General features: G+C 49.3%; 17 protein-coding genes and 1 pseudogene. 6 read left to right on the top strand and 12 right to left on the bottom strand.

Annotation, left to right across the window (positions count from 1 at the left end; genetic code table 11):
* Positions 1–38 precede the first annotated feature (38 nt).
* The 8 genes from phsC to ttrS all read right to left on the bottom strand — a co-directional run bounded on the left by phsC (position 39) and on the right by ttrS (position 8154).
* Positions 39–824: a thiosulfate reductase cytochrome B subunit gene (gene phsC / locus G4551_RS10730; protein WP_003029330.1), complete on the bottom strand. Its 786-nt coding sequence runs from the start codon at positions 822–824 to the stop codon at positions 39–41.
* Positions 821–1489, bottom strand: a complete 669-nt coding sequence (locus G4551_RS10725; RefSeq protein WP_003029332.1) for a 4Fe-4S dicluster domain-containing protein — start codon at positions 1487–1489, stop codon at positions 821–823. Before G4551_RS10725 ends, phsC begins: the two co-directional genes overlap by 4 nt.
* 63 nt (positions 1490–1552) lie before the next feature.
* Positions 1553–2218 carry a YdhW family putative oxidoreductase system protein gene (locus G4551_RS10720; RefSeq protein ID WP_003836542.1) on the bottom strand — a complete coding sequence of 222 codons (666 nt, stop codon included), beginning with the start codon at positions 2216–2218 and terminating at the stop codon, positions 1553–1555.
* A 10-nt stretch (positions 2219–2228) separates the two neighbouring features.
* A complete protein-coding gene (locus G4551_RS10715; protein ID WP_003029336.1) occupies positions 2229–4331 on the bottom strand; it encodes an aldehyde ferredoxin oxidoreductase in 2103 nt (700 codons plus the stop codon).
* A 120-nt stretch (positions 4332–4451) separates the two neighbouring features.
* Positions 4452–5078 carry a ferredoxin-like protein gene (locus G4551_RS10710; protein WP_003029338.1) on the bottom strand — a complete coding sequence of 209 codons (627 nt, stop codon included), beginning with the start codon at positions 5076–5078 and terminating at the stop codon, positions 4452–4454.
* A 481-nt stretch (positions 5079–5559) separates the two neighbouring features.
* Entirely contained in the window at positions 5560–5769 is a 210-nt protein-coding gene (gene fumD, locus G4551_RS10705) for a fumarate hydratase FumD (protein ID WP_003029345.1), read from the bottom strand.
* 92 nt (positions 5770–5861) lie between these two features.
* Positions 5862–6446, bottom strand: coding sequence for a tetrathionate respiration response regulator TtrR (gene ttrR, locus G4551_RS10700; protein ID WP_003836549.1), 585 nt, complete (start codon positions 6444–6446; stop codon positions 5862–5864).
* Complete coding sequence (ttrS, locus tag G4551_RS10695) at positions 6421–8154, bottom strand: tetrathionate respiration histidine kinase TtrS (RefSeq protein WP_085951547.1); 1734 nt, start codon at positions 8152–8154, stop codon at positions 6421–6423. Before ttrS ends, ttrR begins: the two co-directional genes overlap by 26 nt.
* A gap of 227 nt (positions 8155–8381) precedes the next feature.
* Between ttrS and ttrB the strand changes: the two genes are divergently transcribed.
* From ttrB to G4551_RS10670, 5 genes are all read left to right on the top strand, one after another.
* Positions 8382–9116 carry a tetrathionate reductase subunit TtrB gene (ttrB, locus tag G4551_RS10690; RefSeq protein ID WP_003836551.1) on the top strand — a complete coding sequence of 245 codons (735 nt, stop codon included), beginning with the start codon at positions 8382–8384 and terminating at the stop codon, positions 9114–9116.
* Positions 9117–10139, top strand: coding sequence for a tetrathionate reductase subunit TtrC (ttrC, locus tag G4551_RS10685; RefSeq protein WP_003836554.1), 1023 nt, complete (start codon positions 9117–9119; stop codon positions 10137–10139).
* On the top strand, positions 10132–13197 hold the full coding sequence (gene ttrA, locus G4551_RS10680; protein ID WP_003836556.1) for a tetrathionate reductase subunit TtrA: 3066 nt from the start codon (positions 10132–10134) through the stop codon (positions 13195–13197). The genes ttrC and ttrA overlap by 8 nt, the downstream gene beginning before the upstream one ends.
* A 440-nt stretch (positions 13198–13637) precedes the next feature.
* Positions 13638–15503, top strand: coding sequence for a PAAR domain-containing protein (locus G4551_RS23840; protein WP_050499150.1), 1866 nt, complete (start codon positions 13638–13640; stop codon positions 15501–15503).
* Entirely contained in the window at positions 15472–15888 is a 417-nt protein-coding gene (locus tag G4551_RS10670; protein ID WP_003836560.1) for a hypothetical protein, read from the top strand. The genes G4551_RS23840 and G4551_RS10670 overlap by 32 nt, the downstream gene beginning before the upstream one ends.
* Before the next feature lie 69 nt (positions 15889–15957).
* Here the strand turns inward: G4551_RS10670 and G4551_RS23835 are convergent.
* The 4 genes and pseudogenes from G4551_RS23835 to G4551_RS10655 all read right to left on the bottom strand — a co-directional run.
* A pseudogene (locus G4551_RS23835) lies at positions 15958–16080 on the bottom strand (hypothetical protein); the annotation flags it as partial.
* 16 nt (positions 16081–16096) lie between these two features.
* Positions 16097–16909 carry a MetQ/NlpA family ABC transporter substrate-binding protein gene (locus G4551_RS10665; RefSeq protein WP_003836561.1) on the bottom strand — a complete coding sequence of 271 codons (813 nt, stop codon included), beginning with the start codon at positions 16907–16909 and terminating at the stop codon, positions 16097–16099.
* 21 nt (positions 16910–16930) lie between these two features.
* Positions 16931–17599, bottom strand: coding sequence for a methionine ABC transporter permease (locus tag G4551_RS10660; RefSeq protein WP_003029361.1), 669 nt, complete (start codon positions 17597–17599; stop codon positions 16931–16933).
* Positions 17592–18614: a methionine ABC transporter ATP-binding protein gene (locus G4551_RS10655; RefSeq protein ID WP_003836568.1), complete on the bottom strand. Its 1023-nt coding sequence runs from the start codon at positions 18612–18614 to the stop codon at positions 17592–17594. Before G4551_RS10655 ends, G4551_RS10660 begins: the two co-directional genes overlap by 8 nt.
* Before the next feature lie 494 nt (positions 18615–19108).
* Between G4551_RS10655 and G4551_RS10650 the strand changes: the two genes are divergently transcribed.
* Entirely contained in the window at positions 19109–20335 is a 1227-nt protein-coding gene (locus tag G4551_RS10650) for a PfkB family carbohydrate kinase (RefSeq protein WP_003836570.1), read from the top strand.
* Positions 20336–20338: the final 3 nt, after the last annotated feature.

Below are 20338 nucleotides of genomic sequence, written 5' to 3'. Positions count from 1 at the left end.
CGCCAGGCCCGTAAGTCACTTCGTGTAATCATCATCGCTTAATGCCGGTGGTAGCCATCCACCATACACTTGAAGGTTTCGCCCGGCGTGCGGCCCGTAGTGCAAAGATAAAGATGCCCAAAAATGAAAAACAGACTGACAATTGCCAGCGCAAAGTGCGCCTGAAGCAGCCAGTAACGCACACCAGGAAACAGATCTCCGACGACCGTCGGGTAAAGCGATAACAACCCAGAAATCAGCAGTAGTGGCAGCAACCCATACATCACGCCAACGTAGGCCGCCTGCTGTAGCGGATTGAATTTAGAACGCGGTGATGCCGGGAATGGGTGTGACTCGCCCTGCATAATGCCAAACAGGTAAAAACGTGTTTGTCTTTGCGCGCGAGCGATCCAGCCCTGACGTTGAATAATATAGTGATGTCCGTTGCCGCCAATCAGGTTGATCAGCACAAAACCAACCCAGCAGGCGAGTAGCAAAAAGCCGCAAACCTCATGAACGGTAAGCAGGCTTTTCATTACCGGTGCGCTGACGGCAGAGAAGTGATTGACCAGGCCACTGACCAGAAGTAGCAAAAACAGCAGCGCATTCGACCAGTGCCACAAACGAACAGCCTTCGAATATAAATAGACCTTCTCACCGTGCCCTGCCGACGTTTTATGTGCCGCCCGAAAGCGCAGCATGGCGTGAAGCGCCAGCACCAGCCACATTCCCACCAGCATTAACCCGGCAACGACTAACCACACGGGCCAGTAGTCCGGTGAAAACAGGGGAACATACTGCGCAAGCTGGGCGTGAAACTGTTCGGCATTTTGCGACGCGTTCATACATTTTCCTTTTTAATCAAATGTTGACCGAACCGACGATACAGATGGGGTTTCCCGGCGCCTGCAAGTTGATATTCGTAATACTTGTTTTCTCGCAACCAGGTCTGAATTTCCGGGCTATCTTCACGGCCAAAAATCAGCGCATGTTCCGGGCAAGCGTTAACACAGATCGGTGGAAAACCTTTCGCCAGGCGTGATTCAGCGCAAAAGTCGCATTTATCCGCCACTTTGGTATGCGGGTTGAGATAACGAACCTGATAAGGACACGCACCAATACAGTAACTGCAGCCGATACAGGAAGACGTATCTACTCGCACAATACCGTTCTCATCCCGCCAGGAGGCACCGGTCGGACACACCTCAATACAAGGCGCATCATCACAATGCTGGCAGGATTGACGGAAGTAGTGATACAGCGTTTCGTTGTCGTTGTCCGAGACTGGAATATGCGCTATCGACAAACGGCTGCCCTGGGCAGGAACATGGTTGGTTTTCCTGCAGGCCCGCGCGCAGATATTACATCCGTTACACAGTGATTCGTCGTGAATCATGACGTAACGAACGGCTTTAGGGCTCCTGGTACTCGCTAACAGATTTTGACCTGGGCCGGTGAAAAAAATCACCGTCCCCATGCCAATGACAAATTTTCGTCGGGTGAAGGACATCGGGTTATCCTCTAAACTGTGACAGTGGTCGTCCACACGTTCCATGACATCAACCTGAATAATTCAGGGGTTCTGATACTGCTCAACCTCAAGCCATTCACACAGGCCGTACGCTTTGCCATAACTCATAAAACGTTCGCTAAACAGATAAGGTTCCGCATTTGACGATTCCACAGTACGTATATCTGCGTAATCGGGATGCGTTTCCATAGCCGTTAGCGCCGCTGTAATCTGCTGAGATTCAAAGCTATACGGCGGTTGCGTCAACATGGCGACCTTATAGGGGCGAGGATACGTGCGGCCGTCGAAGCGTACCGCCTCGGCAATCGCACGGCAGATGTCGTTTTCCACCACCTGCACGCACATGTCGGCGTAGTTTGCCGTCATGGTTTGCGTTGAGTAGAAATAGACATCTTCCGCGCCCTGCACACGGGTGATATCCGCGTTAATTGCGTCCTGACACAGCACATCCAGCAGCACGGATAGATCGGTTTCAGGGACGGAATAAGGTGGCTGCAGAAACACGCTGCGCCCCACCAATTGCCCCGATGCCGAATGCTGGCGGATAAAATCTGCCACAATCGACTCCGGGCTGGCAGGATCCTGAACCTGCGGCGCAGTCACCTGCTCTACCGACGGGTGAAACGCCTGCAGCCAGTGTCTCTTTTGACTATCAACCTCGTCAGGAAGCGCCTCTACGGGTGCCAGAACGTTGCTCACGTTAGTCATCTCACGTTCCTTACGCTGGCAACAGATCTTGCGCCGCCAAATCAGCTGCCACGTCTTCAAGTCCGAGTCGGTTCAGGGTTTCACGCGTTGGGCAACCCAGCTCTGGATCCCAGCCCATTTCCTGATAGAACATCGTCAATGACTGACGCATATCCTCCCTGTCCATCTTGTCGGTTCCTTCAGTGAAGACCGGGATCTTCGGATCTTTATCGAATACCCAGGAGCAGATGAGATCGTGCTCATTGCGCATATCCTTGGTTTGCATCAGTTTGACCGTATAAGCGCGATGCAGGGTAAAGATGCGTTCAGCGGCCAGGTCCAGACTCGCCTGCGTGGTTTCATCACCGGTGACTGCCTGGAAGAACTTCGCCTCCAGATCCAAGTCTCCGCGATAGTTACGGCTCTTGAGTGGTGAAACCGTCATCGGCCAAACCCAGTTACACAACGTAACCGCGTTATGCAGACAGACTTTCAGCAGCGTCCATTTGGCATATTTGATCTTGGCAGCATTGATCGGGGTGTAGTTTTTGGTTTCATCGTAGGCATCCTGTGAACCAAACAGCTCGCCCGCTACTTCGCGCTGCAATTTCAACGGCAAACCGGAGCCGATGAAGTTGATATGGGTGTGCGCCATGCAGTCACGGTTAAACATACAGTTGGTGATCGCCCCCACCTGCGCTGAAGCCTCGTTCGCATGGTGAACAGGAAAACCGAACGGCGACCACAGTTTATTTTTGGCATAACCCCAGTACTCTTCGCCCAAATCCCAGCGTTCAGCAATGGCATACGAGCCGTCCGCAAGGTGACTGAGTTCCCCCACGCGATGCGCCAACCGATAGTAGAAGTCTTTAATAAAATTAGGATCACCCGCTTCCAACTGATCCCAGCGGATTTCCGCATACTCTTCAGCCGGCAGTACGCGCTTAAAGACGCCTTTCGAATAGCAATAAGTAAAATCACGGTGCAACTGGCCGTAGTTACACCAGATACCGTAATCGTCAAACAGGTTCAGACCAATCAGGTTTCCCACCACGCGCCCATCGTCTTTATCGTCAAAATCTTTCGGGCCATTGGGGAAAATGGTGGTGTGTACAAAGTTCGCCACACAAGTGTTGCCGCCGGTACTCGGCACGCCAAAATCTTTCACCCGCGGAACATTGAGCTGCGACATACAACGAATAGGGCATGAATGACAGCCGCTCATTTTGACCGTGTATTTTTCTGCGGCTGGCCCCAGATCGAACACCGATTTATAGGTACGGAAACCTACCGTATTTTGGTTGCCCGGCGGGATTTCCCCGGTTTCGATTGGTCCGCCTTCTGCTGCGCCCCAGAACAGCCCTTTACGCGCCGTCCAGCGCGAGTTTGGCGAAGAGTATTCTGCCCAGGCCTGCGGGGTGCTTGGCACAACGTGGTTGTTGTTAGCGCCGATGAGCTCGGTCATCATGTAGTCATTGAGCCGCTTCATCTCTTTGCGATCGGCAATATTGACGCCTTTGGTCCCTTCTACCGCAATAGCCTTCAGGTTTTTCGAGCCCATTACTGCGCCAGTACCAGCTCCGCCGCTGTGGTTGCGACTGTTGATCATGCAGGAGAGCGGCACCAGATTTTCCCCCGCCTGGCCAATCGCGGCGACGCAGGTTTCCGGGCTGGTGATGCGACAAATTTCTTCAGTTGTGGCTCGCGTCCCCTTACCCCACAGGAAATCGGCTTTTTCGATGCTAACCTTATCGTCTTTAATGTTGATCCAGACCGGCGATGCGGACTTGCCTTCAATAATAATGGCGTCGTAACCGGCGAATTTCATTTGTGCAGCAAAGAAACCGCCCATATGAGCATCCACGACTAAATTGCCTTTGGTAAAAGTCGATAAGGAGGTGATATTGACGCGGGAGCTACAGGGAGCGCCAGAACCCGTTAATGGTCCGGTGGCAAAAACCAACTTATTCCCTTCATCAAAAGGCATGGTGCCTGGCGGGACTTCGTCGTACATAATTTTATAACCAAAGCCCATCCCACCGACAAATTTTTTAAATTTACTGGAATCTTCAAGGGTGATATTACCCGTGGTGAGATTGACCCGTAAAATAGTACCTGTCCAACCATTAGCCATCATGTTTTCCTTTGCAAGAAGGTTTAATAGATATACCCGCCATTCTTCAGGCAGCTTTTTTATCCAAAACTGCGGTATTTTTGGCAATTAATGGCGCGAATCAGGTATGCCTGCTATCTATCAAACAGTAATATCTTTCCACTCGATAATTTTTAATGCCCCAGTCGGACAAGCATTGGCGCATTCCCCGCATAACACACATTTTGAGGACTTTTTCGTTTCGGTATTTACGGTCGCCATCATCCACGGGCAGGCTGTGGTACACGCGCTACAGCCAATACAGCGTTTGTGGTCCACCGCAATACAACCGTCTTCCTGCTTCCAGGTAATTGCACCTATCGGGCAGACCTTCATACACTGCGGATCTTTGCATTGCCGGCAGGTATCAGCGGTATAGTTTAAATCGCCATACAGCCCACCACCGGACCCGACACCATCATCGCCAAAGAAGAAATTGCGATGGATTTTTATCCGGGAAAAGAAGGTACCCACCGCACCATCGTTATAATTGGTACAGGAAATTTCGCAGCGGTGACAGCCCGTACAGCGAGCTCGCTGGGTCACCAAAACCCCTTTAGGCGTATTGATAAGCCCAACAGTCCCACTATCGACATCTTCCTGCTTACAACCAAAAAGGGATAACAGCGCGGGAGCAATCGTTAATCCCGCCAGTCCTTTTCCTGATATCCGCAGAAATTCTAGTCGCGTTAAACCACAATCTAAAAATGGACGATCAACCTGGTTCATTTATTTCGCATCCTCTTCGCAAATGCTGTGGTAGCAACACCTTCAGGCTAATTTAAACCAGCGCAGGTCAAGCCATATCGGGCGGTTAATGTTGCCAACAACACGTAAATTTTTGCCCTAACCTGATCGCATAAATGACGGTGGTTAAACTGAATGAATCTAATCCTTTAGGGTTAGGCACAGAAATAATGTGGTTATTCAGCATGCATAGTCTTGATCGTCATCAATTAAAAAACGGAAGGGATATAATTAATGCGGAGTGAGATTTATTATCATTAAGATAAATTGAAATAGCACTTCATATGTATTGCAAATATTTGTGACTCCACTCTCATATATATTTTTATATATTATCCGATATACAATTAAATATATAGCGAGTTTGATAGCATTAATTGCAACGCTAAATTATAATTATTGATAGATTAACGTAATGAGAATAAGAGGACGGCGAGAGAAACTACCGCCCTCTTTTTGCGGATTATCCGGCCAATGCTTTAATTACGGTCTCAATAGCCTGTTTTTCTAACTCACTGCGCTTCACACGCTGGTTCGCAAGGGTGGTTCTCAGTACTCCCGCAATGACGATATGCTTAGGCTCTTGTCCCAGATCGCGCATTTCCAGCACTACTTTACCGACTACTCTGCACATTTCACGGTACAACTCGTCGTCTTTCGTCTGATTTCCCATTTTTGCCCGCTCGTCATTAACTCAAACCAACAGCATATATCACTCTGAGTATTTAGACAAAATTCAATGAAAATCAAAGAAATGTCATCATTCTACTGAACTCTCTGAAGTCGATTTACAAGCTCAGCAAGACTTCCCGCCTGCATTTTTTCCATCACCCGCGCCCGGTGCACTTCAACCGTACGCACGGCAATATTCATGGCATCAGCAATTTCCCGATTCATTAATCCTTTTGCTACCAGATGCGCCAGTTCCCGTTCTTTTGGCGTAAGCTGTTGATAGCAGCAGATGATCTCTTGTCGCGAGAACGCCGCTGCCGAGACCTGCAAGGCATGTTCTAATGCTGCCTGAAGCGGCACGGCTGACACCGGTTTTTGCAAAAAATCGACCGCGCCACGTTTCATTTGCTCAACCGCCATCGGCACATCGCCATGCCCGGTGAGAAAGACCACCGCCAGGGTGCTTGCTTTCTGACGCATGATTTCATGCACCGCGTGCCCATCCAGTACCGGCATACGCATATCCAGCAGCAGTACACCCACCTGGTGCAGATTTGCCTCAGCGAGGAATTTCTCACCTTGCTCCCAGCAAGACACTTCATATCCCAGACTTTCCAATAAAAACGCGCAGGCCTGGGTGACGGCAATGTCGTCATCCAGCAGATGAATTATCGCCACTACGGCCTCCTTCCCGATTTGGTTTAAAATATAATGTCACTCTCGCCCCCGCTTTTCCGTCCGGGGCCTGCTGATTGTTGATCTCAATATCTCCGTTTGCGTAGCGCACCAGTCGCTGACAAATGACCAGTCCTAGTCCCATGCCTTCTTTACGCGTGGTCATAAACGGCTGAAACGCCTGATACAACTGCGTCTCGTCAATGCCTCCGGCATTATCCTGCACCTGAATACTCACACCACCATCCTTATGCAGGGCGCTAAACCAAACTGTGGTAGCCCCTGCCTGGGCGGCATTGAGTACCAGATTGGCCAGCACCTGCTCAAGAAGAACGCTTGGCAGCGTCAATGTTAACGCCTTGCTGACCTGTGTGTGCAGCGTTACCGCCGGGAATTGCTGGAGCATGCGCAGTAATTGCCAGACGTGATGGATAGCATCGTGAACGTTGATGGCTTGCCAGTCATCGGGAAGTACCGGATTGCCCTGTGCCTGGCTGACCCACTGCCGGAGATTGCGCAGCGTATCGGCCCCCCTTTGTGCCTGGGTGTCGATGTGCTCAAGCACGGGCAGCAACGGATGCTGCTCATCCTGACCGCGCAGGCGAATCAGACAGCCTTGGGCATAATGGCGGATAGCTGACAACGGCTGATTGAGCTCATGGGCAAAACCGGAGGTCATCTCCCCCAGCACGCTCATTTGTCGGGCAGTCTCCAGCGCCTGTTCCTGTTTGTGCAACAACACGTTGTTTCGTTCCAGTTGCCTGCCACGTCGGCGAACCAACAACATCACCCAGATGTAGTTGAGCGTCAGCAACAACAGCACGATGGCCGCCGCTCCCATCGCCAGCCGATGTTGAATAAACCAGCTTTTGACATCCAGCCACAGCTGACGCTGCTGCGGATGCTGGCGGACATCACGCAACAACGCTTCCACCTCGCGGGTCGAGGCGGGCGCTCCCCAGCGAAATGTCGCGTTTTGCGGTGCATTGAACAGCACCCGCGTGACGCGATCGGCCAGCTCGTCACTCACTGCAGGTAGTGCGGCAAATGACCAGTCAGGATAGAGCGGTGTACTGGTCAGACAGGGAATTGAGGTCGGATGGTTCAACACGGTCATAAAATCGGTTTTACGAATGAGGCCTTCTTCATCCATTTTTTCCAGCAGGCACACCGGCACGATCACCGCCTGCACGGCTTTTTCACGTAATAAATAGAGTAAGGCATCGGCGGGAAATCCGGTAAACGTCAGACGTAAATCGCGTTCAGGGCGCAGACCGGCATCACTGAGCGCTTTATATCCCAGCAAATAGCCGCCAAAAGCCTGAGCATCAATGGCGCCAACCGTTTTGCCGATCAGATCGTGTGGGGAGGTTATCCCGCTGTCGCGTCTGACGAGGATCGCGCTGCCGATCACGTTACTGGTGGCTTTCCCACCACGGGTGGAGCGTAGCGAAGCCAGCCAGCGCAGCGCAGAACGGCTGTTTAGCTGAACAAACTGCGCCGGATTAGTAACAACAAACTGCACCGTTCCACGATTCACCGCCTCCTGCATCTGGTGCAGATCCAGCGGTTGAATATGAAACTGTTCGCCGGGGATTTGCTGATTCAACAATGTTTCCAGCGGCTGCCAGTGATTACGTGTAGAAACCTCCCCGCGCATCGCCAAAACGCCAATGTTCCATGTCTGCGCCCTGACCGCGCCGCTTAGCATCCACAGCGACGCCAGCACTGTCAGACATCTTACTACGTTGCGTCCCACTCAATTGTCCCTGTCAATTATGTTGTTTTAGATCAACAACAAGCCGGGTATGTGGTTAACCACAATAGAGTATACCCCGTCACGATTTTTACACTGTAAATCATTGAGATTCTTTATTCATCACACGCAAATCAACGGCGTGACCAATGTTTCGTTGTTGCATCGTGACGGGAGAAAATATGGACAGCAGTAAACGGCAGTTTCTCCAGCAACTGGGCGTCCTGACCGCTGGCGCATCACTGGTTCCGCTGGCTCAGGCGAAATTTCCCTTTTCGCCTGAACGCCATGAAGGCTCACTTCAGCATCGCTACGCCATGCTGGTTGACCTGCGACGCTGTATTGGCTGCCAGGCCTGTACCGTCAGTTGCGCCATTGAAAACCAGACGCCACAGGGCGAATTTCGTACCCTCGTCAACCAGTATCAAGTACAGATTGAAGGTCAGCAAAGCGTCACCAACGTCCTGCTGCCGCGACTATGCAACCATTGTGATAATCCCCCTTGCGTGCCCGTTTGCCCGGTACAGGCCACTTTCCAACGCGAAGACGGCATCGTGGTGGTCGACAACACACGCTGCGTTGGCTGCGCCTATTGCGTGCAGGCCTGCCCTTATGATGCGCGATTCATCAACCATGAAACGCAAACCGCCGATAAATGTACCTTCTGCGTTCACCGCCTCGAAGCGGGGCTGCTTCCGGCCTGTGTAGAATCCTGCGTCGGCGGCGCGCGCATCATTGGTGATATTAAAGATCCACACAGCCGCATTTCACAAATGCTGCATGAACACCATGACACCATCAAAGTCCTGAAGCCGGAAAGCGGTACGTCTCCTCACGTGTTCTATCTGGGACTGGATGAGGCGTTTGTCACCCCATTGATTGGACGTGCTCAACCCGCTCTCTGGCAGGAGGTTTAAATGAACCATTCACTAATTATCGACGAGGTTCTGGCCCATCCCCAGGACGTAAGCTGGTTACCCTGGGCCGTACAATATTTCTTTTTCATCGGCATTGCCGCCTGCGCCGCACTGTTCGCCTGCGTTCTCCACTGGCGCAAAAAAGAAACGGCAGATCTGGAGAATCTGACGCTGTTAATCGCCCTGACCTGCGCGATTACCGCACCGCTGGCGCTGACCGCTGATCTACACCAAACCGCCCGCGTCTGGCATTTCTATGCGTATCCGACGCCGTGGTCCTGGATGCCGTGGGGCGCACTGTTCTTACCGCTGTTTACCGGTTTTTTAGGTCTGTGGTTTCTGGCGCAGCACGTTAAACGGCTAACGCTAAAAAGTTACAACGTCACAAAATGGTTAGCACTTGGTAGCGCACTGTCCGCCATCGGATTGCTGGTTTACACCGGCCGTGAAGTGTCGGTGGTGCAGGCGCGTCCCATCTGGTTCAGTTACGCATTTCCGGTTGCGATGTTCCTCAGCGCGCTGCAAACGTTTCTTGCCCTGCTTATTGCCACGACAAATAACAAGGACGTACTGCCGCGTAAGCTAGCGTGGGGGCAAATGGTCACGTTGATCGCACTGGCTATCGTGGTGTTGATCTGGGCGAGCGGTAATACGCTTTCCGGTTCGGCTATCCGCCAATGGCTGGATGTGGCTTCTTCAGCACAACACTACGCTATCGGTTGGGTTGCGTTATGGCTTGTTTCACTTGTTCTTTGCGGGTTGGTTGTACGTTACCCCTTGTCGCTACCGCTGCGCGTATTACTCGCTTTTAGCGCCATGGCGCTGTGCTGGCTAATGCGCTGGACGTTACTCATCCAGGTGCAAACCATACCGAAATTTAACGCGCAGTTTAATCCCTACACCCTGCCCGGCGGCACCGATGGCTGGCTGGCCATTGTGGGTACCTTCGGCCTGTGGATAGCACTGATTATTATTGTTCGTGAAGCCCTGAACGCGATCGCAAGGAGAATGCAACATGGCTAATTTAACCCGTCGTCAGTGGCTTAAAGTGGGCCTTGCCGTAGGTGGCATGGTGACTTTTGGCCTGAGTTATCGGGATGTGGCAAAGCGCGCGATAGACGGTTTGCTGGACGGAACCTCGGGCAAAATTACCCGTGACCGCATCTTTGCAAACGCGCTCATCCCTGAAGCCAACGCCCGGCCGCACTGGCAGCAAAACCCGCAGCAGGTGATCTCAATGACACAGTGTTTTGGTTGCTGGACGCAGTGTGGCGTGCGGGTTCGCGTTGACACTGAGCAAGGCAAGGTGCTGCGCATTGCGGGCAACCCTTATCATCCGTTGTCGCACGAGCACCATATAGACGCCTCCGTCCCCTTTACCACGGCAATGGAACAGTTGGCCGGGGAGTCAGGTCTTGACGCACGTTCCACCGCCTGCGCCCGTGGTGCAACTTTACTCGAAGGTCTGTACAGCCCGTTACGTATTCTGGAGCCCATGAAGCGCGTCGGTAAGCGCGGTGAGGGAAAATGGCAGCGCATCAGCTTCGAACAGCTGATCAAAGAGGTGGTGGAAGGCGGAGATCTGTTTGGTGAAGGCCACGTTGATGGTCTGAGAGCCATCCACGATCCCGCTACACCGCTTGATGCGAAACATCCCGGTTTTGGCCCAAAATCCAATCAACTGCTGGTCACTAATACCAGCGATGAAGGACGTGATACCTTTTTACGTCGCTTCGCACTGAACAGTTTCGGCAGTAAAAATTTCGGTGCTCATGGCGCTTACTGCGGTCTGGCCTATCGGGCCGGTTCCGGCGCGTTAATGGGCGATTTGGATAAAAATACCCACGTGAAACCCGACTGGGATAACGTCGAATTCGCGCTGTTTATGGGCACCTCTCCGGCGCAATCCGGCAACCCGTTTAAGCGCCAGGCCCGCCAGTTGGCCAGCGCCCGTTTACGTGACGACTTCCGCTATGTTGTGGTAGCGCCCGCCCTGCCATTAACCACGGTGCTGGCTGACGATCGCGGCCACTGGCAGCCCGTACGACCGGGAAGCGACTCCGCGCTGGCGATGGGGATGATAAGCTGGATTATCGATAAACAACGCTATAACGCTGATTATCTCGCCATTCCCGGCGTGCAGGCCATGCAGCAGGCAGGAGAAAAAAGCTGGACTAACGCCACTCATCTTGTGATTACCGATGAAATTCCAACGCTTGCCGGACAACACCTGACCCTCGCCCATCTGAGCACAAACGCCGTCCAGGAGCCGGTGGTCGTCAACGAGGCCGGTGAGATTGTCGCCGCCAACAGTTGCCCGCGTGCGCAACTGTTTGTTACCCGCGAGGTGACGCTGGCTGACGGGCAGACGGTAACGGTAAAAAGCAGCTTCCAGTGTCTGCGAGAGTCCGCAGAGAAACTGTCGCTAACGCAGTACAGCCAGCAGTGTGGGGTGTCAGAAGCAGACATTGGCGCTCTGGCCGACGCATTCACCCGCCACGGACGTAAAGCGGCAGTAATTACGCACGGCGGAATGATGGCAGGCAATGGATTTTATAACGCCTGGTCGGTAATGATGCTCAATGCGCTGATTGGCAACCTCAGTCTTGAAGGCGGTGTGTTTGTTGGTGGCGGCAAATTCAATGGTGCCACCGACGGTCCGCGCTACAACATGGACAGCTTCGCCGGGAAGGTAAAGCCGAAAGGGTTAAGCATCGCGCGCAGTAAAACCGCTTATGAGTCTTCCGAAGAGTACCGCAATAAGGTAGCTGCCGGACAATCCCCCTTCCCGGCTAAGGCCCCGTGGTATCCGTTTGTCGCAGGTCAGCTTACCGAACTCCTCGTCTCAGCGCTTGAAGGTTACCCTTATCCGCTGAAAGCCTGGATCTCAAACATGACCAACCCGTTTTACGGCATTGCGGGATTACGTGGCGTGGCGGAAGAAAAGCTCAAGGATCCTGCTCGCTTGCCGCTGTTTATCGCGATTGACGCCTTTATGAACGAAACCACGGCGCTGGCAGATTACATCGTGCCGGATACCCACAACTTCGAAAGCTGGGGATTTAGCGCTCCGTGGGCAGGTGTGGCCAGCAAAGCCACCACCGCGCGTTGGCCTGTCGTCAGACCTGCGACCAGCCTCACGGCTGACGGTCAACCGGCCTCGATGGAATCTTTCTGTATCGCAGTGGCAAAGCGCATTGGGCTACCCGGATTCGGCGACAATGCGATTACCGATCCGCAAGGTAATCACTATCCGTTGAATCGTGCGGAAGATTACTACCTGCGCCTCGCCGCCAATATTGCGTTTATGGGCAAAGCCCCGGTTGCAGAGGCACAGCCGGAAGACATAGCGCTGACCGGAGTACAGCGGATCATGCCTGTGATAACCCAAACGCTGAAACCCGATGAAATCAGCCGAGTTGCGTTTATCTACTCCCGCGGCGGGCGCTTTGCGCCGGACATCAGCGGGCGAGTTGATAACCGCGTCGGCAATGCCTGGGAAAAACCGCTCCAAATCTGGAATGCGAACGTCGCCGCGCACCGTCATGCAATTACCGGCGAGCGCTACAGCGGCTGCCCGACCTGGTATCCTTCACGTCTGTCTGATGGACGTGCGGTCGAGGAGTTGTTCCCGGAACAAGAGTGGCCGTTGAAACTGATTTCCTTTAAATCCAATACCATGTCCAGCGCCACGGCGGTTATCCCGCGCCTTCATCATCTGAAACCGGTTAATCTGGTGGCGCTCAATCCGCAGGATGGTCAGCGGTATGGTTTAGCACACGGCGATATCGTGCGTATCACCACCCCTGGCGGTCAGGCGCAAGCGCAGATAAGTCTGCTGCATGGCGTCATGCCGGGTGTCATCGCCATTGAACACGGTTACGGGCATAAAGAGATGGGCGCAGCTCAGCATACGCTCGACGGCAAGCCAATGGCATTTGATGCACAGATAAAGTCAGGGATTAATCTCAATGATTTGGGCTTTGCGGATCCTACCCGGCAGGTTGCCAATACCTGGCTTGACTGGGTGTCGGGTGCGTCGGTGCGTCAGGGGTTGCCAGCGAGAATTGAGCGTATATAACTTTAGCGCCGGATGACAACGCTAACGCGATTTATCCGGCCTATGACGTTCAAAGTCATTGGCTATAGAGATAACTCCAACAGAAGTTACTCAATGACGGCAAAGTTGGGTCAAAAGAGGTTTTCTGGCACAAACTAATAAAGTAAGGAACAAATCACATGCTGTCTTCGCTTACGGTTTGGTTGCTGATAATGATTCATTAGGCGATTCAGTATCAAATGGCAGAGTTGGTGAAATAGAGTTAATTATTGATACAAGCCGAATTTTATAATTCATTTATCCGATAAATAGATAAACCCTTGAATATTTAAAACCTAAATTTCACATGCGGAATTTAGGTTTTTTTGTGTAATTTGAGAACATAGTCACATTAATTAAATGTGAAATAGTTTGATATCATATACCCATTAGTCTGGATATTTAAAATAGGGACTTAATCTATGAACTTCTGGGATGAAGATAAGCAAGGCTTTTTATTATCTCCTGGAGATAGAACAAGTTGCGGTGGTTATATTTTGGAAAATACTGGTCTCCCTCGTATCAGAGGAATTAACATAGCATGCGAAGGAGATGAATATATATGCGGCCTTGATGGTCAACGATATAAAATTGAAGGCGGCGTACCAAATGGTTCATATATAGAGGCAGGTAGAAATTTAATTAGAAATACCTTCAAGAATACCTTTGATGATGACATCGATTATGAAGGTCGAAAAATAACACCAGCCTCAGAGAGACTGAGGAAAATGCAGGAGGAATCAGGTTTACAAAGATGTTCATATGATTCACTTAGAGACCTCAATGAAAGATTTGAACATGATGATTTTATTGGTTCTGCAGGAGGTATAATATCAGGGCGAAAAACAATCATTTCTGGAGATAAGGACAATAAATTCTTAACTTCAAATTTCAGCACGGGTTTTCGAACACGGATTTCCAGGCATTTATTTGATACTTACGCAAGGATGGGGAAAGATTTATCAGGTTATGAAACAGAAATAATATGTCTCCTTGCAGGTTCCGCACACAGTAGAGGTTCATGCAAATGTCATTGCAGGTTTACACCACGTTTTAATTTAACATACAGATATGATGAATATCTTTTGTCCAGTTTTCAGTCAGTAAATAACACCAGTAATTCAAAACCGGAGACACCACCTGTACGGCATCAACACCCCTCTGAAGCAAGACAATCGGTTGAACCCGGTTTTTGTGTCGTGCCAGATCAAACATCACCTAAGAAATATGAGTGTGAGTTAATAGTCAATCCACCATCGGGAGTAAGAGAGTTATACCGCCAACTAAATCCAGAAAGAGGAAAAAAACCAGGTTCAATATTGATTGTTGCTGATCCTGAAAAAATTGATACCGATAAAATAAATCATATTAAAGTTGCCAGAGATAAAATTGATCTGGCTTTAGCACCATTAACAAATGAAGAGGCTAAAATTCTATTTGAAAACAGAACCCCGGTAGATATATTCGCATCAAATTTATACAGTAATGCGCTAGGAACAAGTGGCGATATTTTGGGTTATATAAAGGATGCAGGAGGAGACTATTATAAAGAAATTAATAAAAAATTAAATCAAATTCAGGGTCTATACCAAAGAACTTATAGCGAAAATGCTGGTCGTATTTCTGGTGAGGAATTTTTTGGTCAGCGAAAGCGGTTGTTTAAAGAGCTTGATGCTATTATGAATAGATTATCAAAAGAGCAATTAGATCTAAAACAATATAATAATATAAAACAGGCACTAGGACTATCAACAAAATCAATTATACATAAATGGGATCAAACTGGTATAAATGATATTGAAGGGTATGCAAGTTATATAGAAAAATCCGCAAAGTTATTTAAAATAATGAAAACCGTAGGTTATGTTGGTGTCGGCCTCGATTTTGCTAGTTACACTACAAATGTATACGATGCTTGCGCAAAAGGCCGTGAAAGTGAATGTAGAAAAGCCGCTATCTCTGAATATAGTAAGTTTGGTGGTAAACAAACTGCAAGTATGTTTGCCAGTGGTGCTGCTGGCACAGCTTCCAGAGCTGTTTGCATGTGGGCAATGGGTTTTGCTAGCGCAGAATTTGCAGGCGCTGGTGCTGCATTATGTTTAGCGATCGGCACTGGTGCTGGAATCTTAGCAGGTAAAGGTGCTGAAAAATATGGAGAAAAAGCAGGAGAGTATGTGGGGGAAATTATAATTAATAGTCCAGAAAAGCTTACCTACTCGCCCGAGACATTTATGGAAGAATCAGGAATCCTTATATATGAAAAGTTATTTGATAGAAAATTACGCTAATTTACAAGGTTTGATAGGAATAAGTTTTATGTTTTTAATGCTAGCAATAATCTTTATATCTTATGTTATTAATGGTTATAATTACAAGATAATTGCAAAAGCATATGAGAATAAATTTGGTTTGCTTCCTCAAACAGCACGACTGGCAAGAGGGGCGAGTTTGATTGGCACTCCTGCGGCATATTTCGCAAAAATAGATTTTATTATGGGGAGCCTTATATTCCCATATAATAGAGTAATCAATCATGATATGAGTATTGAATCTTATAATTATATTAGAAACCTTCCAGGTCATTTGACTACCGGGTTTAAAATAGAAGCAGCCCTATGGCTTGCTGAGTTAGTATTAGCGATGGCTTTTATGCTAATAGAGTTTATTGTTTAAAAACAGGGACTCCGGTGGAGTCCCTTTTTAACTTTTATTTCAATGTGCCATATGTTTGAACAACTATCCAGCCATATGGTTAACCGGATCGATTGACGTCAACGTTCCGGTCCATCCTGTATGACTATAGGTTTCTGAAATGGTTAACACACCGGACGTTGACGGCATCGATGCGTTACCGTTCATACGCCACTCAGCAAAAAGCGGATCAGTTATTAACCGGGATCACCGCGCCTTTATATTTAGTACGGATCCAGTCCTGGATTTCTTTGGAGTGCAGGACATCGACCAATGCGACGATATCCTTCTTCTTCTCGTCGCCACGATGCACGGTAATGATGTTGGCGTACGGGTTGTTTTCACCGCTTTCAACGGCAATCGGATCTTTCACCGGATCCAGCCCGGCGTCGATGGCGTAGTTGGCGTTAATCACCACCGCATCGCCTTCGTCGTTGTTATACATCTGCGGTAACAGCGCGGCTTCCACGTTTGGCAGGAACTTCAGCTTTTTCGGGTTTTCGACGATATCGCTAATGCGCGCGGTTACTTTATCCACGCCCGGCTTCAGCTTAATAACACCCTCTTTTTCGAAAATCGACAGAATACGGCCTTCCTCAGATACCGCATCGCGCATGATGACTTTGCCGCCTTCCGGTAGTTCTTTAAGCGATTTCACTTTTTTCGAATAGATACCAATTGGCTCAATGTGAATTGCTCCGGCGCTGACGAAGTCATACGTTTTATCGCCCGCATGATCTTTAATCACACTGTTCAGGTACGGAATATGCTGGAAGTAGTTAGCGTCAATCTCACGACCAGCCAGCGCGGTGTTCGGCAGAATGTAATCCTGGAACGGTTTAATCTCCAGATCGATCCCCTGTTTCGCCAGAATCGGTTTGGCCTGTTCAAGGATCTCCGCGTGCGGCACGTTAGATGCACCAACGGTCAGAGTGTCTGCCCAGGAGGCGAAGCTCAGAGCGCTTAAGGTTGTTGCGGCGAGTAACGTCAGTGATTTTTTCATGATAATGGTTTCCGTATTTTATTAGCGTTTATCTAACAGAGAGGTGATCACATCGCCGCAAAGCTGGATGATGAAGACAATGAGCAAAATCGTCACCGTCGCCACCAGCGTGACGTCGCTGTGGTTGCGCTGGAATCCTTCCAGATAGGCCAAATTCCCTAAACCACCGGCACCAATTACCCCTGCCATCGCGCTGTAGCTAACCAGCGCAATTAGCGTCACGGTGATCCCGGACACCAGAGCAGGAGAGGATTCCGGCAGTAAAACCCGAAAAATAAGCGTGCTCAGCCGTGCGCCCATCGAACGTGTCGCTTCAATAACGCCTTTATCCACTTCACGCAGAGCGATTTCGACCAGACGTGCATAAAACGGCGCAGCACCGACGATCAGCGCAGGCAACGCGGCATTGGCGCCGAGAATGGTGCCTACCATCGCTTTGGTAAACGGGATCAGCAGCACGATCAAAATGATGAATGGGATTGAACGAAAGATATTCACCACCAGCGAAATAGCGCTATATACCGCTCGGTTGGGGAACAATCCGCCGCGCGCGGTCAGGAACAATGCCAGACCAAGCGCGATGCCCAGAATAAAGGTCGCAGCACCCGAAAGAGCTGTCATATACAGCGTTTCCTGGGTTGCCGCTAACAGTTGCTCCCACTTCAGATGGGGAAAAAGTTCTTCAGCCATGTTGAATCACCTCGCCTTCAATGTCGCTCTGGCGCAGGTCGGCCAAAATATTGTTCAATTGTTCCTCAGAGGCCACCACGTGCACCCAAAGTTGACCAAACACACCGTGTGCGGTTTGCGTCATTTTGCCGTGTAAGATATTGAATGGCAGGCCATAGCGCAGGGTCAACTCGCCAACCACAGGCCGGTGCGTGTGTTGCCCGGTAAACGTAAGCTTGATAACTACGCCGCCAAGCTCGCTTGCCAACTGCGGATTAAACTCGTCTTCCTCGGTGTACTGGCTCACCTGACGAACGAACTGTCGGGTGATCGGCTGCTGTGGATGGGTAAAGACGCTGAGTACGTCGCCTTCCTCAACAACTTTGCCATTTTCCATTACCGCCACGCGATCGCAGATTTTGCGTACCACGTGCATTTCATGAGTGATCAGCACAATGGTCAATTTGAAGCGACGATTAATATCGAGGAGTAAATCGAGGATCTGATCGGTAGTTTGCGGATCCAGCGCCGAGGTGGCTTCGTCACACAGCAGGACATCCGGATTGTTCGCCAGCGCGCGGGCAATTCCTACACGCTGTTTTTGCCCGCCGCTTAGCTGTGACGGATACGCATTTTCACGACCGCTCAGCCCAACCAGCGTAATCAGTTCAGCAACCCGCTGTTTGATTGACGCTTTGGACGCGCCAGCGATTTGCATAGAGAAAGCAATATTTTCGCTAACGGTCCGTGACCACAGCAAATTGAAGTGTTGAAACACCATGCTGATTTTCAGTCGTGCCTGGCGTAACGATTCCCCACGGGCGGCAGAGATATCGTGGCCGTTAATCATCACGCTGCCGGAGGTCGGTTTTTCCAGCCCATTGAGCAAACGAATTAAGGTGCTTTTACCTGCCCCGCTGTAACCAATAATGCCGTAAATCTGTCCCTGTTCAACCGTTAGGTTGACGTTATCGACAGCGGTGATGGCAAGCCTTCCTGGCGTAAACACTTTCGAAATATTTTTCAGGACAATCATGTCGTTTGGGTATCCGCTGCTGCTTATTGTTCTTCTGCTATCGCTTTTGGCTGTTTAGCAGTATGGATGTCCAAACGAGTGTAATCAGCGGAATTGTCTTTTAAAATGAATTAAAAAGTATTTGATATAACATTTAGATATATATGTCGCGAACACTGAACAGATATTCGTTCTATCCCAGCCACGATGATGGAAAAACTCCTGACATTTTTGTTCACTGTTTTTTTTATCTCAACCCATCTCAATTTATAACTGAATCGAGCAAGCCAGCATCTTTTAAATGAGACATAGGAAATTGCAAAACTAATACATGACTGTGCTCACAAGATATCTTGCGTTAATTGTAAACATATAAAAATAAAGAACGTGTAATCCACTTTTTATTATTCTCAATAATTTGGTTTTGCTTCCGGTTTACAGCATGATCTGTGATTCATTTCACCACATGGCAACATTACTATAAATACAATTCAGCAAAATACACGGAGGCTTTAATGTTTAAAGAAGAAAGGCGTACATCTATTCTTAACTTACTCATCAAAGATCATAGTGTCAGCGTGAGAAAACTCGCCGTTCTTTTTAATGTTAGCCAGGAGACTATACGTTCAGATCTTTGTTATTTTCAGAAAACAGGAATGCTTTTGCGTTGTTACGGTGGTGGTATTGTTAACCGCCAGGCATTAAGCAAGTTGATAACAGAAAATAAAATTGATATCTCCGGCACAATTTCAACTCCGGCAAACAAAGATTTTCGATTACATAGAGAAGGCACGAAAATGTCGGGAAAAGTTTGTATATTAGGTTCATTTAATATTGATGTATCGGCTACCGTCCCCTGGCTTCCGCAAAGCGGTGAATCAATCCTCGCAAGCCAGTTCGGTTTTTATCCAGGAGGTAAAGGTGCTAATCAGGCATTGGCCGCAAATAATGCTGGCACCGACGTCCACTTTATTTTTAAAGTAGGTAAAGATCAGTTTAGCTCTTTTGCCCTCAATCATATTATCCAATCTGGTATAAATTCATATTGTGCTTATCAGACTGATGATGCACCCACCGGAAGTGCATTAATTTATGTTTCAGAGCAGGATGGTGATAATATCATTGCTATCTATCCTGGTGCCAATATGATGCTAACCAGGCACGAAATTAATGAACAGCAGGGTCATATATCTGAAGCTAACGTTTTGCTAATGCAACTGGAGACTAATATCGATGCTATTGAAGAATTTGTTCGCTTAGGTAAATTAGCAAACAAGACAATTATTTTGAATCCGGCACCTTATACCAAAAATGTTAGCCGTTTATTACCTTCAATAGATATTTTAACACCTAACGAAACAGAAGCATCATTTTTATCGGGTATTACAATATTAAATATTGATGATGCTCAAAAAGCAGGGAATATCATTCTGCAATCAGGCGTTGAGAAGGTCATTATCACTCTCGGCGCACAAGGATCATTACTGTGCGAACGCCACCGTACTTTGTTTATCCCAGCCTGGAGTGCCGTCGTCAAAGATGCTGCGGGCGCGGGTGATGCATTTAATGGCGCACTGGCCGCTTCACTTGCCCGTAAATCAAACCTTGTATCAGCCATTCAGTATGCCTCTGCCTTTGCTTCACTGGCAGTTGAACAAGAAGGCGCATCGAGCATGCCGCAGCATGAGCTGGTACTACACCGGATGCGCACTCAATCGCATGATATTATTAATATCAAATAATAG

It is taken from the genome of Citrobacter freundii ATCC 8090 = MTCC 1658 = NBRC 12681 (assembly GCF_011064845.1).
GTDB lineage: Bacteria > Pseudomonadota > Gammaproteobacteria > Enterobacterales > Enterobacteriaceae > Citrobacter > Citrobacter freundii.
Note: the sequence above shows the minus strand (reverse complement) of the source record. Positions and strands in the feature narration are given on the sequence as shown.

Bases quoted from the DNA above. Each gene is read 5' to 3' on its own strand.
- G4551_RS10660 (WP_003029361.1), bottom strand. From the start codon at position 17,599: ATGGCTGAAGAACTTTTTCCCCATCTGAAGTGGGAGCAACTGTTAGCG.
- G4551_RS10725 (WP_003029332.1), bottom strand. From the start codon at position 1,489: ATGTCCTTCACCCGACGAAAATTTGTCATTGGCATGGGGACGGTGATT.
- G4551_RS10720 (WP_003836542.1), bottom strand. From the start codon at position 2,218: ATGACTAACGTGAGCAACGTTCTGGCACCCGTAGAGGCGCTTCCTGAC.
- G4551_RS10665 (WP_003836561.1), bottom strand. From the start codon at position 16,909: ATGAAAAAATCACTGACGTTACTCGCCGCAACAACCTTAAGCGCTCTG.
- fumD (WP_003029345.1), bottom strand. From the start codon at position 5,769: ATGGGAAATCAGACGAAAGACGACGAGTTGTACCGTGAAATGTGCAGA.
- G4551_RS10650 (WP_003836570.1), top strand. From the start codon at position 19,109: ATGTTTAAAGAAGAAAGGCGTACATCTATTCTTAACTTACTCATCAAA.
- phsC (WP_003029330.1), bottom strand. From the start codon at position 824: ATGAACGCGTCGCAAAATGCCGAACAGTTTCACGCCCAGCTTGCGCAG.
- G4551_RS23840 (WP_050499150.1), top strand. From the start codon at position 13,638: ATGAACTTCTGGGATGAAGATAAGCAAGGCTTTTTATTATCTCCTGGA.
- ttrB (WP_003836551.1), top strand. From the start codon at position 8,382: ATGGACAGCAGTAAACGGCAGTTTCTCCAGCAACTGGGCGTCCTGACC.
- G4551_RS10710 (WP_003029338.1), bottom strand. From the start codon at position 5,078: ATGAACCAGGTTGATCGTCCATTTTTAGATTGTGGTTTAACGCGACTA.
- G4551_RS10655 (WP_003836568.1), bottom strand. From the start codon at position 18,614: ATGATTGTCCTGAAAAATATTTCGAAAGTGTTTACGCCAGGAAGGCTT.
- ttrC (WP_003836554.1), top strand. From the start codon at position 9,117: ATGAACCATTCACTAATTATCGACGAGGTTCTGGCCCATCCCCAGGAC.
- G4551_RS10715 (WP_003029336.1), bottom strand. From the start codon at position 4,331: ATGGCTAATGGTTGGACAGGTACTATTTTACGGGTCAATCTCACCACG.
- ttrA (WP_003836556.1), top strand. From the start codon at position 10,132: ATGGCTAATTTAACCCGTCGTCAGTGGCTTAAAGTGGGCCTTGCCGTA.
- G4551_RS10670 (WP_003836560.1), top strand. From the start codon at position 15,472: ATGAAAAGTTATTTGATAGAAAATTACGCTAATTTACAAGGTTTGATA.
- ttrS (WP_085951547.1), bottom strand. From the start codon at position 8,154: ATGCTAAGCGGCGCGGTCAGGGCGCAGACATGGAACATTGGCGTTTTG.